Annotated in this window: 7 protein-coding genes; all 7 read right to left on the bottom strand. The window is 51.4% G+C overall.

The annotated features are described in order from the left end of the window. Positions 1-3: 3 nt before the first annotated feature. The gene (locus tag Q4E93_RS34200; RefSeq protein WP_303592598.1) at positions 4-4,998 is read right to left on the bottom strand and encodes a condensation domain-containing protein; all 4,995 of its coding nucleotides are present in this window, start codon (positions 4,996-4,998) and stop codon (positions 4-6) included. Positions 4,999-5,022: 24 nt separating this feature from the next. Continuing rightward, positions 5,023-7,569 (bottom strand): AMP-binding protein, encoded by a 2,547-nt coding sequence (locus Q4E93_RS34195; protein WP_303592596.1) that lies wholly within the window; start codon positions 7,567-7,569, stop codon positions 5,023-5,025. After that, positions 7,566-12,059: an amino acid adenylation domain-containing protein gene (locus tag Q4E93_RS34190; RefSeq protein ID WP_303592594.1), complete on the bottom strand. Its 4,494-nt coding sequence runs from the start codon at positions 12,057-12,059 to the stop codon at positions 7,566-7,568. Before Q4E93_RS34190 ends, Q4E93_RS34195 begins: the two co-directional genes overlap by 4 nt. 12 nt (positions 12,060-12,071) lie before the next feature. Beyond that, the gene (locus Q4E93_RS34185; protein WP_303592593.1) at positions 12,072-16,037 is read right to left on the bottom strand and encodes an amino acid adenylation domain-containing protein; all 3,966 of its coding nucleotides are present in this window, start codon (positions 16,035-16,037) and stop codon (positions 12,072-12,074) included. 9 nt (positions 16,038-16,046) lie between these two features. Beyond that, entirely contained in the window at positions 16,047-16,778 is a 732-nt protein-coding gene (locus Q4E93_RS34180; RefSeq protein WP_303592592.1) for a phenylalanine 4-monooxygenase, read from the bottom strand. A 27-nt stretch (positions 16,779-16,805) separates the two neighbouring features. After that, positions 16,806-21,254: an amino acid adenylation domain-containing protein gene (locus Q4E93_RS34175; RefSeq protein WP_303592607.1), complete on the bottom strand. Its 4,449-nt coding sequence runs from the start codon at positions 21,252-21,254 to the stop codon at positions 16,806-16,808. A gap of 42 nt (positions 21,255-21,296) precedes the next feature. Continuing rightward, positions 21,297-24,207: condensation domain-containing protein (locus Q4E93_RS34170; protein WP_303592591.1), on the bottom strand; the 2,911-nt coding region annotated here is incomplete at its 5' end.

Raw genomic sequence — 24,207 nt, 5'->3', positions numbered from 1 at the left:
ATCTTATATTTTTTTTAACGACAGCGCATTCCTTCTTTTTATGTCCTCCTGCTGGCTTTTGAGCGCTGTCGATTCGTTTTCCGAAATAAGATCCACCACCTTCCCTATTTCAACCGGGAGGATCTCCGGCAGTGATCTTAAAATGAATTGAAAGTCCAGCATAAGCCGATCCATAGTGGTCTTTTTGAACAATTGTGCATCGTAGTCGATATTGAATCCTATTTCATCGGAATTTTCGAAACCGTGGAACCAGATAGCTGCCTTTACAGATGTGATCTCCGGATACAGGTTCTCTACGGAGATGTGCTGCCATGCAGCGCCGCCCGGATCACCCGGTTCATCGTAATTATTAAAAGTAAAACCCACATCGAAAAGGCCGTTCCCACGGGATGACAGGGGCAGGTCCAGATCGGTGATGATCCTGTCTATAGGATATTCCTGGTATTTCAACGCATCCAGTGCGTTCTTTTTAACACTGCCCAGAAGAGATCCGCAGGTTTCATAAGGCTTGAATCGGGTGCGAATGGGCAATGTATTCAGGTACAAGCCGACCTGGTCCTCCATATCCGGATGGTTCCTTCCTGCCACAGGGGTTCCGACAGTGATGTCCTCTTTCAGCGTACGACAGTAGAGTAATAGCTTGATCGCGGCCAGCAAGGTTATAAAAGGGGTAGCCTGGTTTTGTTTGGTCAGCTCCCTTAATGCACGGCTATGCTCCCTGGTCAGTTTAAAACGCAGGCGCGCTCCCGCACCGGCGCCATTCTTATATCCCGGATGATCGACGGGGAATTCCAGGTCTAAGGCGCCTCCCGCAAATTGTTCTGTCCAATACAGACGATGCGCTTCGAATGCCTGAGCGCTGAACTGCCGGTTTTGCCAGGCAACAATGTCCTTACACTGAACCCTCAGCGGCGGCAGCGGGGACGGCAGTCCGCCGGAAAAGCTTTGATACAAGGTAAGCAGGTCCTTTACCATCACCTTTAATGACCAACCGTCCCCAATGATATGGTGTACAGTGAAGAAGAACACAAACTTATCCCCGGCAATCTGGTACAATGCAGCCCGTATCAATGGCGCCTTCCCCAGGTCGAACGGAGCGGCGGCGGCGGTCCGGATCCTGTCCAGCAGGATCTGCGCATAGGCAGGGTTATCTTTCAGCTCCGAATTGACATTCAGCTCGAATCCAAATGCACCCGCATCCAGCACACATTGGACAAGCGCTCCATCGATCTCGTTAAAGGTCGTACGCAATGATTCGTGCCTTTCGACCAGCGACAGAATGGCCCGCCTGAAAGAAGGAATGTCGAGATCTCCTTTAAATTCATAGGAAGCCGACATGTTGTATGCCGAGGGATCTTTTCCAAGCTGCTGTAAAACCCAAAACCTCCGTTGGGCAGCGGAAACTTCATAGTAAGCCTGCTTTGCCACCGGGACGATCTCATTTGCCTGTGCCTGTGCGCCGGCGGCAGGTGGAAGCTTATCATGGATACATTCCGCCAGCGACCTGATGGTACCGTATTCGAGCATATCTTCGAATTCCAGCTCGACCTGGAATTCCAGTCTGACCCGGCTGATCACCTGCGCCCCATTGAGAGAATGTCCTCCGATTTCAAAGAAATCCTCATCCTGTCCTATCCGTTCCTTTTTGAGCACATCATACCATATTTTTTCGAGGGCGATCCGGATCTGTTCCTTTGTGACGGGGCCGCTTTGCATCTTGCTGCCTGCAGCAGTGTCTTCCCGGATGTCCATTGCACCGGGGATCTGCTGCTTCACCGGCGGTGAAATAATTACATTGCTCAGCCCCGTGCCTAATGCCGAATCGATCAGGTCCATGACGATCCTGTCCGGGATGTCCTTTCCATCCTCATCCGGATGAGGGATCCGCAAACAGGCGATCCTGGGCATTTCGCCGGTCTGCTGATTGGCCAGCTCCTGCCAGAAGCCATCGGCCGGTGCATCCACTGTCATTGCACCGGTGTGTTTTTGCGGGTTGTAAGGATTAAATATCACCAGTTGCCGTATCGTTCCTTTCAGACGCGCCAGCAGGCTAAGTACCTGCCCGGGAGCTTCCTGCCTGGCGGGATCCAAAACAAGTATCCCGCTGACACGATCTCCATGAGATCCGGAGTCACCGGAGTCCGGGTGAATAAGCCCGATCTTTTTGGCCCGTATATACGCCCGCACATACGCGTTGACATGCTCTCCGGCTCCCAGCGCCAGATAGCTTTCGCCTGTATTTATACGGATCGCCGCGGCGTCATCCCGGGATGTAAGTGCGGTCATATCCTGGACAAAACGCTTTCCCTCTCTATACACGAAGGACACTGCCGTGCCTGTTGAAACGAGCCCATTTACCAGTTCGCCGGCAAAACGTTCAACCGAAGCCTGGTCTATATCGATGCAGTTCACCTCTGCCAGGGGGAATTTTTCCTTTACGCCTACCATAAAGCCATGGCACATGGCCATGGCAGGATCGCCCGGCCCCCTGCCGGTCGTGGTTTTCATGCAATCAAATGTGACGGCCGTGTAGCGGACATTTCCCGATCTGAGGACGTCCTCAAAAAGAGTTACCGTCTCTGCCAGGGCGGAAAGGGATCCCACCAGGTGGACAATATTCCTTCCTTCGAGTGCAATTTCCTTCACTGCCAGATGATCTTCCGGGACACCGGGACGCACCGTGAAGAAGACTGCATCCTTCGCCTGCTGCGCCAACGCTTCAACCAGGCCTTCTCCGGAAACGCCGCTGGTGAGGACGATAAGTTTTCCAGTGTCCTTTTTCTGCAGCGGCTCCTCGTTGGGCCGCCATACCGGCATGCGCAGATAAGCGTCGAAAAAAGGAATCTCCTCCCTGATCCAGCATCTTACCCTGTCAAATTCATAGGCAGGCAATTCTATTCTCCTCCCACTGACCCATTCTTTCGCCCAACGCAAATCAGTCCCGTAACCGGCGAGGTAAAGGCCTTTTATATAGGTGAGTAATACATCCTTATCTCCCATCCTGAGATTGACTTTGCTCACTTTCACATCATACCCCGAGGATGGAATGCTCTTCAGGATATTTCCTGCCGGACCGATCTCCGCGAAGACAACGGCATCATTGCCGAATTTTTCTACCAGCCGCCGGTCGCGGTCGCCGGCCGCTGCCGCATCCGCACCGGGAAACTCCGCCAGTCTCTCAACACATTGCTCCAATGTGGCCGCCTGTGAGATAGCTGCCACGCTGAGCGTTCCGATGCCTTCTTTAATGAAAGTATTTCCCCGGATGCCTTTTGCTTCCAATAGCTTGAAAAAAGAATACTGGAAAGCGAATTTCCTGAACTGCGGCGACGGCTCGTTCTTTCCAAGCGCATGGGAGCAGGCCTCGAAATACTGCCGGAACGCAGGAGCCTGCCGGCAGCATAATTCCACCTGTTCTGCTGAAATATTCAGATCACCCGAAAAAGTAAAGACAAGCCTGGTACTGGTTTTATCGTCGGCAGCCACGGGCGGCGCACCGGCTGATCCAAATGCTTCGAGATCTTCTATCAATTCTTCGATTGAGTTCACCACCGTTGCAAAACGATGGGCATGGTGCTTTCTTCCCACCAGCAAAGTGAATGAAACATCGGCAACGTCGCAGCGTTCCTTTCTTATATGGTCCAGCAGGGCCCTGATGTTCGAATGAAGGGAGGCACGGCTTTTTCCCGACACAACGATAAGATGATCTTTATTCCCCCCTGCGGTACGCCCTTCCCAAGGTATTGGCATGGGAGCTTCTTCCAGTATTACATGACAGTTGGTGCCGGAAAAGCCAAAGGAACTAACGCCTGCCCTGCGAATGCCGGAGGCAGGCCTCCACTCGGATAATTTATCTACCACATAGACGGGAGAATGTTCAAAATCGATAAATGGGTTGGGCCTCTCAAAATGAAGGGACGGGAATAGCTGTCCGGACTTGAGAGATAATACCGTCTTGATCAGTCCCATCAGCCCGGCGGCGGCGGCGGTATGCCCGACATTGCTTTTTACAGACCCTATCCCGCATGATCTTTCCGTGCAGCCATATTCCTTAAACGCCATGGATATCCCCTGTACCTCGATGGGATCTCCCAGCTTAGTGGCAGTGCCGTGGGCCTCTATATAGGTGATGGTGGCAGGATCGATGCCGGACATTTTCCATGCCTTGCGGATAACCTCAGCTTGCGCAACACTGCTGGGCGAAGTGAGGCTGGCCGAAAGAGCGGCATCCTGATTAACGGCGGAGCCTTTAATTATGGCATGTATATTGTCCCCGTCCCTGATGGCATTTTCATAAGACTTCAACAGGACGCAGCAGACGGCTTCACCCGTACCCGTGCCGGAAGCATCGGCAGAGAACGCCCTGGTTTTCCCATCCGGAGAGCTGATGCCAATGTCCTGTTTGTGCGCGGGCACTTCCGGGAACAGCTTCATATTAGCCGCGCATACAATGGCATTTTCCACCTCCCCAAGGCGGATGGCATTGCATGCGTAATGAAGCGCCACCAGTGAAGATGAGCAGGAGGTATCTATCATCACGGCGCTGCCGCGCAGATCAAAGGTCCTTGCAATGCGGCCGGCAATAATGGCGTTCAGGTTACCTGTCGTCAGGGTAGGCACCTCGGCAGTTGCATGCCGGCCATACTCCAGGTTGACGTCGGCAGCAAAGGTAGCCGTATGGGTGCCTGCATAATGATCCGGACTGTAACCGGCATTTTCAAACGTCTGATAAACAACTTCCAGTATAATACGCTGGTGTGGGTCCATATGTATGGCCTCGCCAAGCGAGATATTGAAGAAGGCGTGGTCGAACAGGTCGATATCTTCCAGATAGCCCAGTATCTCATATTCCGCCAGCGGGGAAAGGGATGTCCTTTGCAGTCTCACCCTTGAAAGAGGACGCACACTGTCCCGCCCTTCCTGCAGATGTCTGCGGAACTCCTCTATGTTATTTGCTTCGGGAAAGCGGCCGGCCATTCCTATGATTGCGATGTCCATGATAACGTTTAAATAGATTAGTCCTCAATAATCGATTACCGTATACTCCGAAGAAGTATCCATCTTCATTTCTTCGCGCATGATGATATCAACCTGTCCCTGGACAGTCGGATGATCGAATAACGTGGCGATCTGGAAGACATCTGGAAATACTTCGTTCATCTTGTTGAACAACTTTATCAACTTCAGCGAGTTGCCTCCAATATCAAAAAAGTTGTCATCCATGCCGATCAATCCCGTTTCCAAAACCTGGCCCCATAGTCCGGCCACCGTTCTTTGTATCTCATTGACAGGCCCTTTGTAGGCTGTTTTTCGATCTATCGTCACGAATTCAGGGTCCGGCAAATTATTACGGTCGATCTTATTGTTCGTGGTCAATGGAAAGGCATCCAGGATAATGAAATGAGAAGGCATCATATAATAAGGGATCCTTTTCGAAAGTTCCTGCCGGATCACTTCCAGGCGGGCAGGCCCGGAAAGCTTGAGATATGCGCAGATCCTTTTGTCTTCTTCCTGCTGCCCTTTCAAGACAACCACCGCATTTTCCACTTCTTGCATCTGCTTGAGCTGTTCTTCTATCTCATGCAGTTCCACCCGGTTGCCCCTGATCTTCACCTGTTGATCCTTTCTGCCCAAAAATTCAATATTTCCGTCGAAGTTCATCCGGGCGCGATCCCCGGTGAGATACATGCGCATCCCATTATGAAAAGCACCGTTAATGAATTTCGTGGCAGTGAGAACAGGATCGTGTAAATATCCCAGGGCAAGGCCATCCCCTGTAATGCAAAGCTCTCCGGCCACCCCTGCAGGCAGGGTCTTCCGGCTATCATCCACGATATATACCTGGCAACCCGGCACCGCCTTGCCTATAGGTATCGCCGGAAGTGCAGCCTGGATCTTGAAATAGGTGGTCATGATGGAATTCTCAGTAGGTCCATAGACATTGTAAATGTCCAGCTCCGGACAGGATATCCGGACCTGGTCGGCAAGGGCCGGAGACAAGGTATCGCCGCCGATCATCAGCTTTTTAAGAGATGCGAATACGGTGGGCCGGACGGATGCATGCTCGTGAAACAAAGGTGCTACGATCGCTGCGACGGATACACCATGCCTTGCCAGGTATTTCCCGAACCGTTCGTTATTGAAAAGGTCCTCGGCCGAGATCAGGCAAAGCGTGCAGCCATTCAATAATGCCCCAAAGATCTCGAATCCCGAAGCATCAAAAGCGATATTACAGGTCTGCAGCCATACATCGCTTGAGCAAATACCAAGATATCCCAGGTCTGCCGTCGCACGGACAAGTCCTTTATGCAGGTTGAGAACACCTTTGGGTCTGCCGGTCGAACCGGAAGTGAAAATAATATTGGCGACAGAGTCCGGCGTAATGCCCGCATCCGGGCAGGTCGATGGAAAAAGAGATAATATGTCGGCGCCAAACTGATGCTTCGTCCTGCTGAACCCTGCATCTTTCCCGCTGTCTCCTCTCTTTCCGCCAACGTGCAGGATGACATCGAACCTTTCAGCAGCATCTGGCGTCAAAGGGCTTCTTTCACGAATATCTATATACGTTAAATTATGGAATTCTGCCATCAGGTCTCTGAAGAAATCCTTCGCGAAGCGAAGCCCGGCCGGCGTCTCCGGCCGGTCAATGTTTTCATTTAGCGCCGGCAGATCACCGATGAACACGATGCCTCCGTCGTTCAGCAGTCCCATTATCCTGTGGAGTTCCCGGACAAAGGCGGCAGGGCTTCTAAACCCGCAGGCAATGCCGTTGAGAATGACAATATCATATTTTTTCCCCTCCAACCCGTCGGTCAATCCCGTCTCGGAGTGCGTGTACGAAATATTGCCGGCCTTCGCCTCCGCATTGAGCCTTTTATTCCTCCTGATGATCGCTATTGAAGAATGCGCGCCGGTGTAATGTTTTGTGAAAGGTGCAACTTTGTGCATCGACAGGCTGGTGCAGCAGCCGATCTCCAGCACCTCTTTTTCAACGTCGACAAAGGGCATGAGCAACTGAAGGACATGCTCCCCGTATGCTTCGACGTCCGCCCCGGATATATAAGCTCCCGTATAGGCATCTATCCAGCCCCCGCTTCTTCCGTCAACCTCATTAATAAGGGACTCCCAGAACCCATCCTCCTTAAGACCCGTGGCGTCCGGGGTATCACCGGCCGCTTCGCTGTCAAGACATAGGTAGGCTTCCAGCGACGGGCATTGCCATTGCAGGTTGCTTACCTCATGGATGAACATTTTTTCCGTGAGGACCAACCTTACCTCCGCCTCATTCAGCATAAACTTTATTCGGTCAAAAGGGTATTCTATGTTCACGGGCAGGTAAGCACCTCCGGCTTTCAGTACGGCCAGCATTCCGACGATGGTGTTGATGGATTTCGACAAGTAAATGCCAACGGCGAATCCTGATCCATAATTCCTGCTTGCGATGAGCTGCGCAAGCTGGTCGCTCCTGCTTTCCAGTTCCTCATAGGTGATCGCACCCTGGCCATCTTTGACGGCCGTCTTGTCCGGATAGTTCCTCACGCTGCGCCTAAATGCCTCGATGATATTCATATTGGCTGTTTTGTATCGTGCTCAAAAAGTGTCCTGCAGATCTGAACATATCTCTCTGCCAGCCCCTTCACCGTGTTTTTAGAAAAGGCTTTGTTGTTGAATTCGAATCTGAACAGGATCCTGTCGTTCCTGTCGGAAGCTATCAGGTGCAGGTCCGTGGTGGCAGCCGGTAGCCGGATGTCATTGGTTTCCTCATCGGGTCCCGGGACTTCCCCCCTGCGTGGGTCTCCCGTGGCGTCCGGCTTTATGGCCCGTCCCGGCCCTAAATAAATGTCCCTGAAATTCTGGAATGAATAACTGACATTTATGATGGGCGTCTTTCGCAAGAGGCGTCCTCTGGCTTTCTCCTCTACCAGGAGCTCGAAGGGGTAATGTGCATGCGCAAACGCCCGCGGCAGCGTATCGTTCACCTGTTGTAAAACATCGTCAAAGCCGGACTCATCTGCAAACATGATCCTGATGACCAATATATTCACGAAAAAACCGACTACCCCGTCAAGATCAGGATGATCGCGGTTGGCGTGTGCAATGCCTATATGGACTATATCCTGGTCGCTCAGCTGTTTGATAAGGACGAAATAGACAGCCAGGATAATATTGGAGAGGGTAGTGTTGAAGGAGAGGGACTTTCTTTTGATCAGCTCATACAATGCTCCTTCTACCTGGAAAAAGTAGCTCTCTCCCTCAGCATCGGGTCCTTCCTGCCGGGCATAGTCATACGGAAGCCGGGTAAGCCCGATGGGACCATGCAGCGCCTTATTCCAGTATGTGCGGTCCGTTGCCGAGATCTTCCGGTTCTGCCAATAGGCAAAATCCTTGTATTGTACCCTCAGTGACGGCAACGGGTCTTCCTCATTTTCCCTGAATGCCTTGTACAGGACCCTGAACTCATTCAACAGGATCTCAGTGGACCACCCGTCGGAAATGATGTGGTGAACAGTCACCAGGCAGATATGCTCATTCTCTCCCACCCTGACGACTGCCGCCCTGATCAGCGGGCCCGTGGAAAGGTCAAAAGGCGTCTGGACTTCCTGCTGCGCCACCAGTCTGAGCGACAACACGTCCAGGGGCCGCTCCTCCGATCCGAAATACCTCACCGTCACCAGATCTGGGGCATAGGAGTGTATTTTCTGACCAGGCTCGCCGCCAGCCATGTGGAAGGTGGTGCGCAGGACCTCATGTCTTTCGATCAGCCGCTGGAATGCTTTTTCGAAAGCAGCCTCATCCAGACCGCTGACCGGGAAGCTTTCCAGATTGTTGTACCCGCAATTTTCCTTATCCAGCTGATGCTGTATCCACAATCTTTTCTGGGGATGGGACAATTCGTAATATTCGACCTCCGGGCAGGGAGAGATCCCTTCATATACATGTGCATCGCTGCCGTCGACCAATAAGGCCAGCTGTTCAATGGTAGGTCCGTCGAAGAGATCCTTCAGACTGAGACTGACGCCCATTTCTTTCTGGATCCTGGAGACAAGCTGTACAGCGTTGAGTGAATGGCCGCCGGCGACAAAAAAATTGTCTCTTATGCCGGCATCTTCCACTCCCAATATTTCGGACCAAAGAGCGCTCAGCTGCTGTTCCATGGCATTGCGCGGCGCGATCCTTTCCTTTTTATCGCTTATGAGGTCACTTGCCTCCATGAGCGCGCGATGATCTACCTTGCCATTCGCCGTCAGGGGAAATGCGGCAACGCGGACCAGGCGCGCAGGGATCAAATGATCCGGCAGCCGGCTTGAAAGATATTGCAGGATCTCACCAGTGTCTGCCTCCGGTCCGGCTATAACGAAGGCCAGCAGGATCGTACTCCCCGCCTGATCGTTGGCGGCGGCGATATGAGCATCCGTGATATCATGCCGCTGCAGCAATACCTCTTTTATTTCGCCCGGTTCGCATCGATGTCCCCTGATCTTCACCTGGTCATCCTTCCTGCCCAAAAATTCCATTTCACCTCCATACCATTTTGCCAGGTCTCCCGTTTTGTACAGCCGTCCTCCGGTGTTATAAGGATCCTTTACAAATAATCGTTCCGTAAGGGCATGGTCTCCTGCATAACAGGCAGCCAGCGGGATCCCCCCAATATGGATCTCCCCGGGCAGCCCCTCGGGAACAAGCTCCATTTCGTCGTCAAGGATATAAGTGCGGGCATTGGCGATCGGGTTGCCGATGGAGATCCTGTCTTGCGGTCCGCCGATCTCTTTGACAGAGCAGCCAATGGTGGCTTCGGTAGGGCCATATTCATTAAAGATGCGCGAATGCTTGTCAATGTTTCGCAATATGCTGACATGGTCGTGGTCCAGGGCTTCTCCGCCGATGATGATCGTCGCCATGCTGCCATGCAGCAGCTCAACATATTTAAGAACAGCGGCATGGGAAGGCGTCATTTTGATACAATTGATCTCTTTGGACTCGAATATCTTCCGCAAGGTGCGATCTATGCCGTCGTCGCCAAAGATATACAGCCGGTCGCCCCTTGCCAGGGTAGTAAAAATGCTTGTCAGCGTAAGATCGAAGGACAGGGGTGTATAAAAGGGGAAGTGATGACCCTTGCTATTGGAAAAATAATATTTATTTGCCCAGCAGATATAATTCATAAAACTGGCGTAGGTGATGGCGATACCCTTGGGTACACCCGTAGAGCCGGAAGTAAAAAGCATATAGGCCATATCGGCTCCGTCATTCACCGCGGGCGGGTTCACAGGAGTGGGCCCGATCTCCGTCAATTGAATGTCCAGTGAAAAAATGCTTCCGGAATATTCATCCTGTATGTCCTGCAGCAGGTGAAAATCCGCCAGCAGCAGATCAACCTTTCCCGCATGGAGGATCGTGCTTTTCCTATGCGCGGGATAGCCTGGCTCGACGGGAAGGAAGGCTGCTCCCAGCTTGACAACGGCCAGTAAAGCAATAATGGTTCTCCCGGACCTTTCCGCCAGGACAGCTATGACATTGCCAGGGACGACGTTGTATTGCTTTTTCAAATAAAGGGCTAGTCCATTGGCCTTTTCATTGACTTCCCGGTAAGTATATGCATGCTCTCCATCTACGAGGGCGATGCTGTCGGGATGGTGATGGGCCTGCCATTCAAAACTATTCCTGAAAAAATGAGTGTCCACAGGGAATACATCGGGAGAAACCGACACTTTCAGGAGTTCGGCCTTTTCTTCCTCATCCATCAATTGGATGTCTCCGACGGGAATGGCCGGATTGCGGACAACATCCAGGACTATCTTACGGAAATGCTTCAATACCCTCCTGATCCAGGCTTCTTCATATACATTCCTGTTAAACTTGATCTCTACATACAGTTTGACTTCTGCAAAGGCGAAGACATTTAAATTATAAAAAAAACTTTGAAAAGCATCCGTTTGCTCCAGGTTCAACACATCGCCCTCTCTTTGTCCGTTGCGTGCCCCTTTCTGTGCCGGAAAGTGCTGGAACAGGAAAATATGATCGAATAAATTATTCTTCCATGCGCTGCATCCGAGGATCCTGGACAATGGGAAATAGGCATGTTTGCTGCTGGCGTAGCTATTTTCCTGGAAGCTGCGCATGAGATCGTAAAAAGTAGTGGTGTCATCGTATTTCATCCGGGCGGGAACAGTATTGATGAACAATCCCACCATGGAGTCGATGTTATAGATCTCGGGAGGGCGGCCTGAAACGACGGATCCGAATACGACATCACCGGTGTTGTTGTATTTACCCAGTAGTACGCCCCATACGGCATGCATAAAATTATTCATCGTTACCCTGCTGGCGGCAGTGAGACGGTATACCTCGCCGGAGATTGCTTCATCGAACAACAGTTGCGCTCTTTCGGGGCTATAAGCTCCATCGTTCACGTGCCTCCCATTGGGGACATGCGTGCTCGCGTGAAGGTCCTTCAGGTATTGCGTCCAATACAGTTCCGCAGAAAGCCTGTCCTGTTTGCCAAGCCATTCAAAATAGGCTTTATACGGCGTGACGGCGGGAAGATCATCCTGTTTTCCCAAAAGGTCATTGTAATAGATCTGGGCGAATTCCGCCTTCAGGAGTCCGATGCACCAGGCATCGAGCAGGATATGATGCCAGCTCCAGATGATCTCGAATTCCTTTTCTTCCAGCTGTATGACGGCCATGCGCATCAGTACATCCTTTCCAATGTCGAACCCTTTCAACTTATCTTTGGCCCTATAGACCCGCAGGTATTCATGCTTATCGGTTTCGCGGCGGATATCTAAAAAGAAAAAATCGGGCTTCCTCTCCTTTAATATTATCTGCAGAGGGCGGTCGATGTCTTTTTGCTTAAAGACACTCCGCAGGATGTCATAGCGTTGAAAGAGCTTATTAAAGGCATTTTCGACACAAGTGATGTTCAGGTCGCCTCTCTGCCGGAAGGACACCTGCTCGAAGTAGGCATCCTGCCGGTGGTCCAGCATGAATTGAAGAAACATTGCCTCCTGCATGGGGGCCAATGCGCATATATCCTGTATATTGTCTTTTGTCAGCATGCGATAGTACGATCAGCTAAGAATTGAATCGATGTCTTCCATGGTAATGTCCTTGTACGTGAATCTCCCGATATCTATCCGGTCGGGATCAGCTGCGGAACAGCATCGAACCACCTCCTGCAGCAGGCCCATGATCGAATCCCTCAAACTTATAATGGTCCTGTTCCCAAACCTCGTCCTGTTATAAGAGATGGTGACATGCAGCTGCCCTGTAGCTACCAATCCCTTTACATCGATCCCGCTCAACCTTTCCTGGTCGCCGCTCCGTTCTTCACCGGTGGGATCCGGTAAAACATGAAAATGTCCGCTTTGTATGTCCGTGTCGAACTGGCCGAGGTAATTATAGCCGAGATGAGGTTTATTCTTCAGGACCAGGTCCTTGCCTTTTTCCGCGTGAGAAAAGTGTTTAAGCAGTCCATAACCTATCCCTTTCTTAGGTAGGCTGTCCCATTGCTGTTTCACCGAATGCACCAACTTTTCCGGCCGGATTTCCTCTCCTATCTCAAGCAAAAAAGGGTATTCCACCGTGAACCAGCCTACGGTCCTGCCGTGCGTGACATCGTCGAACAGGTCTTCTCTTCCATGGCCTTCAATTCCAACAAGGATCTCTTTCAGGCCGAAGCACTTTCGCATCCCGATGGCCGTGCAGGTCAACAGGGCCTCATGCATGGATGCACGAAGGACATTACCTGTTCGTGTCAGCAGCACCTCGGTCTCCTCCCGTGTCAGGCTGAATGTTTCAAGCGCAGCATCCGATTCCAGGTCGGTCGCCCCCTGGAAATCCGCCGGGAGGTCGGCAATGAACCGGTCTGTCACACGCTGCCAGTAGGGTCTCTCCGAAATGCACGCATCCGACGCAGCATATGCATGAAGCCTGGCTGCCCATGTCTGGAACGAGTCTGTCTTGAGGGGTAGCCTCAGCGCTTCCCCCTTATGGTATTGATCGTACAAGGTATTGATGTCTTCCAGCAGGATACGCCACGATACGGCGTCCACTACGAGATGGTGTATGACGATCAGCAGGCGGTCGCCCTTTCCTGATTTGAACAACACCAGCTTCATCAGCGGCCCCTTCTCCAGGTCGATGCTTTGATGTATACGGTTAGCATGCTCTTTTATAGAGGATAACGCATCGTCCGTAGCATCAAGGTCAACTCGTTCCATCGACAATGGTTGATCAAGGCCGTTATTAAATAATTCAGGCCCTGCTGCACCGGGATGGACCACTATTCTCAAGGCATCATGATGTTCCTGTAATTTGCGGAATACGGTGGCCGTCGCCTGCTCGTCAAATCCCCCCGCAGAAAATATCATCACCGATTGATTGTAATGATGTGGATTTAACCTACCGCCGGCCAGCAGCGCCTCCTGATTAGGCAGCATAAGCACACGTCCTGTAACAGGAGATTGATCCACTGCGTGGGTCAGGGGCATGATCACCTGTGCAAGTTCTGAGAGAACAGGCTTATCGAAAATGTGTTTGACATCCATTTTAAAGCCCGCCGCCGACATTTTAGCTGCTATCTGTATGGCCTTTATGGAATCGCCGCCCAGCATAAAGAAATCGCTTTCGGCGCCGATGCCTGCCTTTCCGAAAATTTCAGTCCAGTAAGTGACCAATAATCTTTCAGTGGCTGTAGTGGGCTGTGTAGTGGCTCTCAGCCCGGATCCTTCCTCAGCGAATGACCTCAACAGCGCATTGTTGTCGATTTTACCATTGGACGTGAGGGGAAATTCCCTGACCTCCCTGATGAAGGCCGGTGTCATATATCTTGGAAAAAAGGACGATAAATATTCTTTAAGCACGTTTTCCGTGGACTCGCCGCCGTCGCTGCCGGGAAATGTCGCCGAGACGGGTCCGTTCCTGGTAAAGAAGGCGATAAGGGACTTTTCCGTACTTTCCACCTCTTGCTTAACAACTACCCTGGCCTCCCTGACGAGGTCGTGCTTGTGCAGGTAATTCTCGATCTCACCCGGATCGATCCTGTATCCATTGATCTTAACCTGGTGGTCCTTCCTTCCAAGGAACTGGATATCGCCGTCAGGCAGGAACCTCCCCAGGTCACCGGACAGGTAGATCCTGCTGTTGTCATCCCAGGGCGCAGTCCTGAACTTCTCTTTAGTCAATGCTTCATCATTCAAATATCCTTTTGCCAGACCGACTCCCCCGATGCATATCTCGCCAATGAAACCCATCGGCCTCAGCTGCAGGTTCCTGTCAAGTATGTATATCTTCTTGTTGGCCCTGGCCCTGCCCACCGGCACCTGGAGGTATTCCATCCCCGGCAGCACTTTATATAAAGTTGCATTCACTGTTATTTCTGACGGTCCATATCCGTTGTAAAAGTTCTTGAATGCGGCATAGTACATTGCGTCATCCGGCTTTGCGGCTTCACCCGCGGATATGATCGTATGTACAGAAGGCATGGCTGCCTTATCGAGGGCATGAAGGTAAGAGGGGGTAATCGTAAATAAGGTAACCCCATAATCCGCTACGCAGCTAAGAAAACGCCAGATGTCGCTTAATACCTCCGATGAAGGAATTACCAGCGCAGCTCCGGAAAGCAGCGTCGTGAATATATCCAGCAGCGAGCCATCGAAGGACAGGGACATGAACTGCAGGTACCTGTCATTTTCATTTATTTTCAGCTCCCGGACATGGTCCAGCGCCACATTCACGAGACCGCTGTGACCCAGCAGGACCCCTTTTGGCGTACCGGTAGACCCGGATGTATATATCAGGTACGCAGGATCGCCAGCGCCAGGCAATGTAAGCGCCGTTGACGAGGCCTCACCCACCGGAGGCCATTCCAATTCAGGAACAAACAAATGTCCGGTGAAGCCCGTAAGCCTGGGCATGGCCACCGCATCCGTCAATACCAGCTTCACACCGGCATCCCTGGTCATAAAATCGATCCTTTCCGCCGGAAAACCCGGATCTATAGGGACATAGACACCACCTGCTTTAAGAACAGCCAGCAGACAAATGACGGAAAGGTCGGATTTCTCCAGCATGACGCCGACAAAATCTCCTGTCTTAAGGGAAAATTTACCCCGTATATGTCCCGCCAGTAAAGTGCTTTGCTCATCCAACTCCCGGTAGCTTATCTTTTTATCTTCATAATAAATGGCGATCCCGTCCGGGGTCGATCCAGCCTGGTGTATAAAAATGTCCACTACAGTCCTATCCAGGGGGAAATCGACAAATGTATCATTCCATCCTTCCATCAACAGCGTCTTCTCCTCCTCAGGCAATATTGCAATGCCGCCGATCACCGCATCGGGATTTTCGAAATGAAGAAGCACCTGATTAAAATGTTCTCCCAAGCTGTTTATAACAGCACCATCGCAGCTGTGGATATTATAGGTGACCCTGATCTGCGGAAAGCCGTTTATTTCATCCTTGTTCACGCAGATCGCCAGGTCATATGCTTTGAGGTCATCCGCCTGCGGCTCATGGTGCAGCTGATCCTGGTATACAAGGATATTTGACAGCTGGCTGCCCGTGTTCATCGCGGACATTTCGGTTAACAGGTCAAGGGGGTAGTTCTGGTATTTATAACACTTCACCACATTCGCATTTACCTCGTAGATAAGCTCCCTTATGGATTGTCCCATATCGATCCTTTGCACCAGCGGCACCTGCTTTTCCCAGATCTTGCCGGAACTGCCGTCTACCATCAATGGCGTATTGATAACCACTTCGGCCGCATCCTGGTACTTTGAAAAAAGGATATAGAAGCCGCTCAGCAGCAGGAGGAATGATTCGAGGGCGCGCCCTCCGGCATATTTACCGATCATCCGTCCGCAAGTTTCGGGAATATTGAAAACCACCTGGGCGAATTCTTTTTCATTGGCCAGCGCACGATCGTGCATCTGAAGACGAAAAGGATTATCAAGGGCGCCAATCCTCTCTTTCCAGAATTCCGCATGCCCGTAATAGGCACCTGTTGAAAATATCAATTGTTTATTCTCCATATTAGTTCTTCATTGGTGTGATAAAACGCCTTTATCCAACAAGGCTTGCATGCCTTTCAGGCCGTCAAACAGCTGGTCGAACGAGTCTATGTAGAAATACTCCTTTTGAAGGTGGAGATTATCATAGCGGGTGGTTATCACCGTATGCAGGTCGAAAGGACGTTTGGCAGTAGCAGCCGACTGAATGTTCCTGATCTCCCCTGCCGAGGTCAGGATGGCCGCGCCATAGGGTTTAAGCAGGTCATCTTCCCTGATCAGTCCCATTTCCAGTGTGAACCAATAGAAGCGTCCGAAATAATCGATTATCCCCGGATCGTCCAGGTAGTTGATGGCAATATGGCTGTAATCGGACATAAATTCACAGAACAGCTCATTCATCAGCATGGGCACATGCCCGTACACATCATGGAAAATATCAGGAAGTTCTGCAAAATCGATCTCCCCGGGGCTTCTCATTGAAACGGTTATGGGAAACCGTTTTTGGATCAGCAGGCCGAAAAAGACATCGTTGGGAACGAGCCCTGTGACGGGCACCAGCGACCAACCGGATACGGTGGCCAGCAGGCGGTTGACATCTTCAAGCATGGGGATCCGATGAGGGTCAAGGCTCAGAGACGAAAACCCTTTTTTAAACTCTCCTGCAGCATGGGTAAGGACGGCTTTGCCCTGGCGCTGGAACAAGACCGACCATGTATTGTGATCGGCAGCCGTGTAGCCTGTATAATCCTGTTCTACAATCATTGATAAGGATTTAATTAATTTATTGTTTTAAATATTGAACACAGTTCTTATTTCGGCGCCTGCGGACCCCGTTGCGACATTGTCTACCAGCAAGTCGAAGATCCTGATATCATTGTCGCCGGCCGCCTGGTCTGTAATGACCAGGAAGTCCTCCAGGAACTTCGCAATGGAAGATTCATTAAAAAGGGCGGCGTCATATTCAATGGCACAGGAAAGCCGGTCTCCGGATTCCGTAAAAACGATGCGCATATCCACCGTGCTCACCCTGTCCCCGGGATCCATCCTGCTTATTTTGATCTTTCCGGGACCCGGGTTATCCTCTTCATGCAGCTTTTCTTTATTCAGCAGCATAACCACATCGAATAAAGGCGAACGACCCGCGTCAGCCTTCAGGTCCAGTTCGCTTACAAGGACGTCATAAGGATATACCTGGTGCGAGTAAGCATCCAGGGCCACTGCCCTGACTTTAAGCAGCAGGTCCGAAAACGAGTCCTTTCCCCTGAACCTGGTACGCAAGGCAAGACTGTTCAGGTACAGGCCTATCTGATCTTCGAGATCAGGATGGTCTCTTTGTGCAACAGGCGTTCCTATCACAATGTCCTGCACCCCCGTATACCTGTATAGAATCGCATTTAACAACGCAAGCAGGGTAATGAACAGCGTGGCATCGTATTTTTCACTTATCGATCGCAGGCAGCTCAGCTGTGCGGACGTAAAAGAACTTTCCACGATCCCTCCTTTGAACGATTTTACCCTTTGTCTTGGCAGGTCGGTCGGGAAGCCCAGGGAAGGCGCCTTCGACTGGAACATGTTATGCCAGAATTTTCGATGCTGCGCCATGCCATCCCCGGCAACCAGGCGGTTGTGCCAGACGGCATAGTCCTTGTATTGGATACGCAGCGGAGCCGGCGAAGAAGGCGTACCGCTGCTATATGCCCGGTAGTACGATTGGAATTCATTCAGGAAGACCTCCATTGACCAGGCATCGGAAACGATATGGTGCATTACCAGGACAAATGCAAACAGGTCCTCTTCCATATGCACCAGCAGCGCCTTAACCAGGGGTCCCTTGCTAAGATCAAACCTTTCTGTGGCCATATCTTTTATAAGACCATTGACCCGCGCTGCTCTCCCTGCATCGGATCGCAGATCCACCTGCCTCAGCCGCAGCGGAAAGGATGCATGAGGATGGATGCGCTGCTTCAGCCGGCCTTCCACCTCGTGGAAAGTTGTCCGGAGCATTTCATGTCTTCCGGCCATCGCGTCCAATGCTTTTTCCATGGACGCTATATTCAGCTCGCCTTCCATCAGGTAGGCAAAAGGCAAATTGTAGATCGCGCCTTCCGTCTCCAGCTGGCTGGCGACCCACAATCTTTTCTGAGCATTCGACACCTCATAATATTGGCTTTCAGGGATGCACCCGATGGGCTCGAAGTTCACGGTCCCAAGTGCAGCAAGGCTCCCGGCCAATGCCTTTATGGTAGGGTGCTCGAAGATATCGCGCATCTGCATCCTGATGTGCAGCTCTTTATATACCCTTGATATGATCTGGACAGCTTTCAACGAATGTCCCCCTATGGCAAAGAAATTATCCGTAGCACCCACCCGGCTCAGGCCCAGCACTTCTTCCCATATGGCAGCCATCCTGGTTTCCAGGAAATTACCGGGAGCGATATATCCGCCCTCATCGCCCTTCCTGTCCTGCAGGAGATCCAAAAGCCGTAAGTGGTCTTTCTTCCCATTTTGCGTCAGCGGGAACTTTTCTATGTTGACGAAAGTCGGCGGTACCATATACGCGGGAAGCAGCTGCTCCACATGAGCTTTCAGCTGCCGGATATCTACAGGGACCGCGCTGGTGAAAAAGGCAGCGAGCGTGATCTCCTGCTCCTGCTTATCAGCCGCCACCACTTCGGCTTCCAGTACCTCTGGAAAGGAGGCAATAACCCCGGCTATTTCCTGCAGCTCTACCCTGTATCCCCTGACCTTCACCTGATGATCCCTCCTTCCAAGAAACTCAATGCTGCCATCGGGCATATAGCGCCCCATATCCCCAGTGAGGTAAAGGGTCTCTCCGGCCTCATACGGATTTGGAATAAACTTTTCACGGGTGAGCTTTTCGTTATTAAAATAGCCCATTCCGACGCCGGCGCCGGCAATCCCGATCTCCCCTGTTACACCCACCGGCAAAAGCCTGTGATCCCTGCCCAGGATGTAAACTTTATTCCCGGTGACAGGCCGCCCGATCAGGGGCCTGTGTTTATAAGCTGCAAATTGTTCGCGGGTCACGGGACAATAGATCGCTCCCACCGTCGTCTCCGTTGGCCCATAGTGATTGACAAAAACCACATCTTCCCGGTGGCGGAAATACTTTTCCAGGTCACCGACGATGATGTTTTCACCGCCGATGACGACCAGGCGCAGGCAATATCTCTTCGCATTGACGATAAGATCCGCATCGGCCGTCAGCATACGAAAATGAGAGGGCGTCAGCTTGATATAGGTAATGCTATGGTCGATCAGCTTGTTGATCAGTAGTTCCGGCTCCAGGTAACGGAATTCTTGCAGGAGCACCAGCCTTGCCCCCGACAAAAGGGAAGACCATAGGGCCGTGTAGCATAGGTCATAGGCAATGGACGAAAAAAGACAGGTACTGTCCTTTGGACCGATGTGAAATGAATCCCGGAACCAGGTGATGTAATTCAGGAAGGAAGCATTGGAGATAATGACACCCTTTGGATCTCCTGTCGACCCTGAAGTATAGATGATATACAAGGGCGAAGAGGCCCCGCCGTTACGTAGGGGCGGAGTTATATCCTGCACTGTTCCTGAAAGGACAGGTATTTTTGAAAGTACAAGTCTGGGATGGCTGTCCTTTAGTATATAGGACAACCGTTTTTCAGGCCAGGCAGGATCGATCGGCAAAAATGCGGCTCCTGCTTTTATCACACCGATGAGGCCGACGATCATTTCCACTGTCCGGGGCAGCTGTACGGCAACGATATCACCCGGAATCACGTTCTGCTCTTTGATGAGATAATCAGCCAGTTGATTGGCCTGGCGATCCAGCTCCGCAAAGGTCAGCTTCCGGTCATCGTCCTCCACGGCAATAAGACCGGGGGTTAGCCGCGCCTGTTCTTCAAACAACGAGGCGACAGTGGTTGCTGCCCGTGGCGGCGTAGCGGGGGTGTTAAAAGAGTGCAGGATAATCGCCTCTTCCCCGGAGGACGGGCGGATCAATTCCCGCACGGTAAGCTTGCCACTCCCGAGCAAGCGGGTGATATAGCTTTTAAAATTTTGCCGGATGCTTGATACCGCGCTTTCCGGCAGGCTATCCGACATGTATTCGAGATCCAGCAGGATCCCATGGGTAGTGTGAAGGCATAGGAGCTTCAGCCTGTGGTCGTCGCTGCGGGTGAATATTTCATGCAGTTGAAAGCCCTGCGTGGAAGTGGGAGTAATAGTTCCGGCCTCCAGGTATTCAAAACAAACGGGGAACACGGATAGCGCAGGAATGCCCGCGGCAAATTGCCGTTCTTTGAGCTCCTGCAGCTGCAATTCCGTTCTATGAAGGAGATCAGCCACATCTCCTTCCCGATCTGCCCTGGTTATGAATGGCAAAGTTCTGGACAACGGTCCGCAGATCTCCTGGAAAGCTTCGTAAAACCTTCCGTCAACCACCATGCCCACGCCGATCTCTTCACTTTCCTCGAAATACTGCAGCACAAAAAGCTGCCATAACCCCAGGAAAAAAGCCTCACAGGATATTTTATGCTGGTTTACAAAATTATGGATCCCTTTGATCAAAGCGTCGTCCAGATCAATGCCAGTCCTTTTCAAAACGGGCTGCTGCGCAACGTCCACTTCTATTGGCAGCCTGTAATCGAACTTATCCCATGCGTATTTATTCCTCCAATATTCAATATCTTCCGCTTCGCCGGCCTTTACCAGGTCATTATGCCATTGTGCATATTGAAAAAACGATGTCGCTTCACCGGGCAGTTCCTGATCGTAGTAATGACAGGCCATCTCTCTCATGACATGGAGACAGGTGGTGGCGTCGCCGCAAATGGCAGGCATCTGAAAGATCAAATGAACGTTTTGCTGATCCGTCGGAATAACGAACAGGTCGAACAGGGTGTCTTCCTGCCAATTGTAATTTTTCTTTCTCAGCTCGAGGGCGCAGGCACGGATCCGGGCGCGGGAATCATGTTCCGATGTTATATCGAGGAATGTCCACGCCGGCATGGGCAGCGCCGCTGTCCTGGCAAATTGAAGAGGGAATGAAAGATACGACACTGATGCAAAGCCTGCTCTCAAAATGTCGTGCTTCTCCACTACCGCGCGAAATGCTTTCTCCAGTGCACCCAGGTCAATAGATCCGGGGAAAACCACATGAACCTGGTTATTCATGGAACTACCCATCTTGAAAAGTGACCAAAGTCGCTTCTGGGATGGGGATAGCTCATAGTAATTCATGTCCTCTGTCATAGCTCGTGTTCCTTCGGGTCCAAAAATTATTTATACATTACATGGGTCGCACATCGAAACGATGATCTTCCTCGTCCCTTTAAATGGCTGCCTTCCGTGCGCCATGATCATATTATCCAGTATCAGAACGTCACCTTTTTCCCATGTGAATATTTCCATATGCCTGTCATAGGCGGCCCTGATCTCTGCAATGACCTCCTTTTCAATCTCTGATCCGTCTCCGTAAAAAGTATTGAAAGGAAGGTCTTCCCTGGACGCGACGGCGTCATGGACAGATTGAAGGAGGTTAGATGCATGAAAAAAGAACCCGTGATTGAACCAGACAGGTTCGCTGGTGCCCGGATGAGCTACTATGGCCGGTTTTCGCCAGCTGATCCGCAGATGCCGGTCGCTCTTCCACTCAAGATCAATATGATTGACCCTGCAATATTCCTCGACTATCTGCTTGTCCTGCGTTTGATAAACGTCGCGCCAGGATAACCCAAGGCCATCGACAAGATTGCGAACGTACAGGATGCCTTTATCTGCAAACTTTCTCCTGGTGGCGTCCGACAGCGCATGCAATAGTTTCCGGCTGTCGCAGACAGGCGTTTCCCCTCCTGAATCAGGGGCTTCGATACAACAGAACAGGATGTGCAATGGCCACTTATGGGAATAGGACAGTTCATTATGCATGTTGATCGTCTCGCCGGCCGGATGGTCGGTAGAAGTGTACAGTCCATCTGCAATAGCTGTTCTCGGCGAAGACTGATCCACATAGTTCATCTGGTCGTTGCTGAAGTCCATTGAAAACTGCCGGAAGGCAGGGACGGACCCCATGTCAAACCCTCTGAAAAGCACGCCTCCATGGCGATGGAGCATGGATTGGACCTTCTCCTTATTGTATCCCAGCCATTCCCCCAGGATCACTCCGTCTATGTTTTGCATGACAACCGGTAAGCTGCCATGCCTGTCTCCCGCCAGATATTCCGTGACATGGTGCTGACGGACGGAGGCGGGGGCCTTGTTATTCATCGACAAGAACTTTTCCAGGTTCTTGTCGGACGATTTCTTTTGCTGCATCATTGGTTCTTTTTTATCATCCTTTACAATTTCCAGGTGCCGGCTGATGGCCGCATCGGGTGCTTCGGCCAGATGGTCCAACAATTGTTTGAATTTGCCCGTGATATGCTCCATCCTACCTTTGCTGAACTGGTCCAGTGAATAGAGGAAAGAAAAGGTCATGCTTCCGTTCTGCGGCCAGGCATGGATCCATATAGCTGTTTTCACCTGCTGTTGCGGCAATGGCATAAAAGACAGCTGAAACGCCTCAAAACGCCGGATCTCCCGTTGTCCATAGATGCCTTCCAGGTTTTGCCAGGTGAATCCGACGTCAAACAAGGTAGCCCCTCCCTTGTCTCTTCCGGGCAATTGGCTGATGACATCATCTACAGGGAATGTTCCGTATGCGAATACCTTGAGAAGGTTTTCCTTCACCCGCTGCACAAGGTCTGCAAAGGGCATCCCGGTATCAAACTTTGTCCGCAGGGGCAGTGTGTTTAAGTAAGGTCCCACCTGGTGTTCCAGGTCAGGGTGTTCTCTCCCCGCATAAGGAGTGCCTATTACCACATCCGGCTCATCCGAATAAGCTGAAAAAAATACGTTCAGCGCAGCCAGCAATACCATATATAAAGTCGCCTCCTGCCGGATGCCAAGCTTGCTCAGCCGGGCAGTTATTTTCTCGTTAATATCAAATACAATGCTTTCTGCTGCAGCTGACCGTACTGCCGGGGGCACGACATCAGAAGGAAGATGCACCCGGGGAATGCCTTCCCTGAACTGGTCTGTCCAGAAACCCAGAAATTTGTCCTGATCGATGCTCCCGAAGCCCTGATGCTGCCAGGCTGCGAAATCCTTATACTGGATATTCAACAAGGGCAGTGCGGGCGGGGATCCCAAATAAGCTGCCTGGTAAAATGACAACACCTCATCTATAATTATCTCCAACGACCATCCGTCAGCGATCAGGTGATGGACAATGAAGAGCAGTACAAAAGCATCTTCTTCCACGCGGATGAGATTGACCTTGAGCAACGGCCCTTCCTGCAGGTGAAAAGGTTGCAACAGCGCTTTTTCCAGGTTGTCCCGGATGAGGCTTTCCTTGTCGGACGCCGCCCTTATATCCAGGCAAGCCATTTGAAGATCCAGTTGATCGGCGGAAAGGACTCTTTGCCTGGGTTCGCCGTTGATAAAAATGAAAACGGTCCTGAGTATCTCATGCCTTTTTATTATTTCCCTGAATGCATTTTCCAATATCCCCACATCCAATGCACCTTTTATCGATAGCATCACCGGGATATTATAGGAGATAGCCTGGCTTTCAACCTGGCTGGCGATCCATATTGTTTTTTGAGGCGCCGACAGGTCGTAATAAGACGCCTGCGCCACGCGGGGGATCGGTCGATAGGCGGATACGTCATTTTCCCGGATGGCATGCGCGAGTTGCCTGATCGTTGGATGCAGGAAAACGACGCTTATCCCTATTTTGACATTGAACTCTTTGTAGATCTTCGACACCAGCTGTATCGCCTTGAGCGAATGCCCGCCCAGCTGAAAGAAGTTGTCTTCCACGCCGATGACTTCTGTTCGCAACAGCAATTGCCATATTAGTATCAGCCGGCGTTCCGTCTCATTTGCCGGCGGGGTGTGTTGTCCTTTTTTCTCCGGACCATGGATCTCCAGCCTGCCTAATGCCGCCCGGTCCACCTTCCCGTTGTCCGTCAGCGGCAGCTCCGCCAGTCCCACCAGCATTTCCGGCACCATATACTCCGGAAGCTCGCGTCGTAGCCGCTCCTGGAGCGATCTCACTTCAATTCCTCCTTCCGTCACCACATATCCCTGTAAATATTTATTGCCCTGCTCATCTTCCCGGTCCACCACCACCGCCTCCTTCACCCCCTCC

Origin of the sequence: Flavitalea plasmicola, assembly GCF_030546645.1 — a bacterium.
Lineage (GTDB): Bacteria > Bacteroidota > Bacteroidia > Chitinophagales > Chitinophagaceae > Puia.
This window is presented reverse-complemented; position numbering and strand designations above follow the sequence as displayed.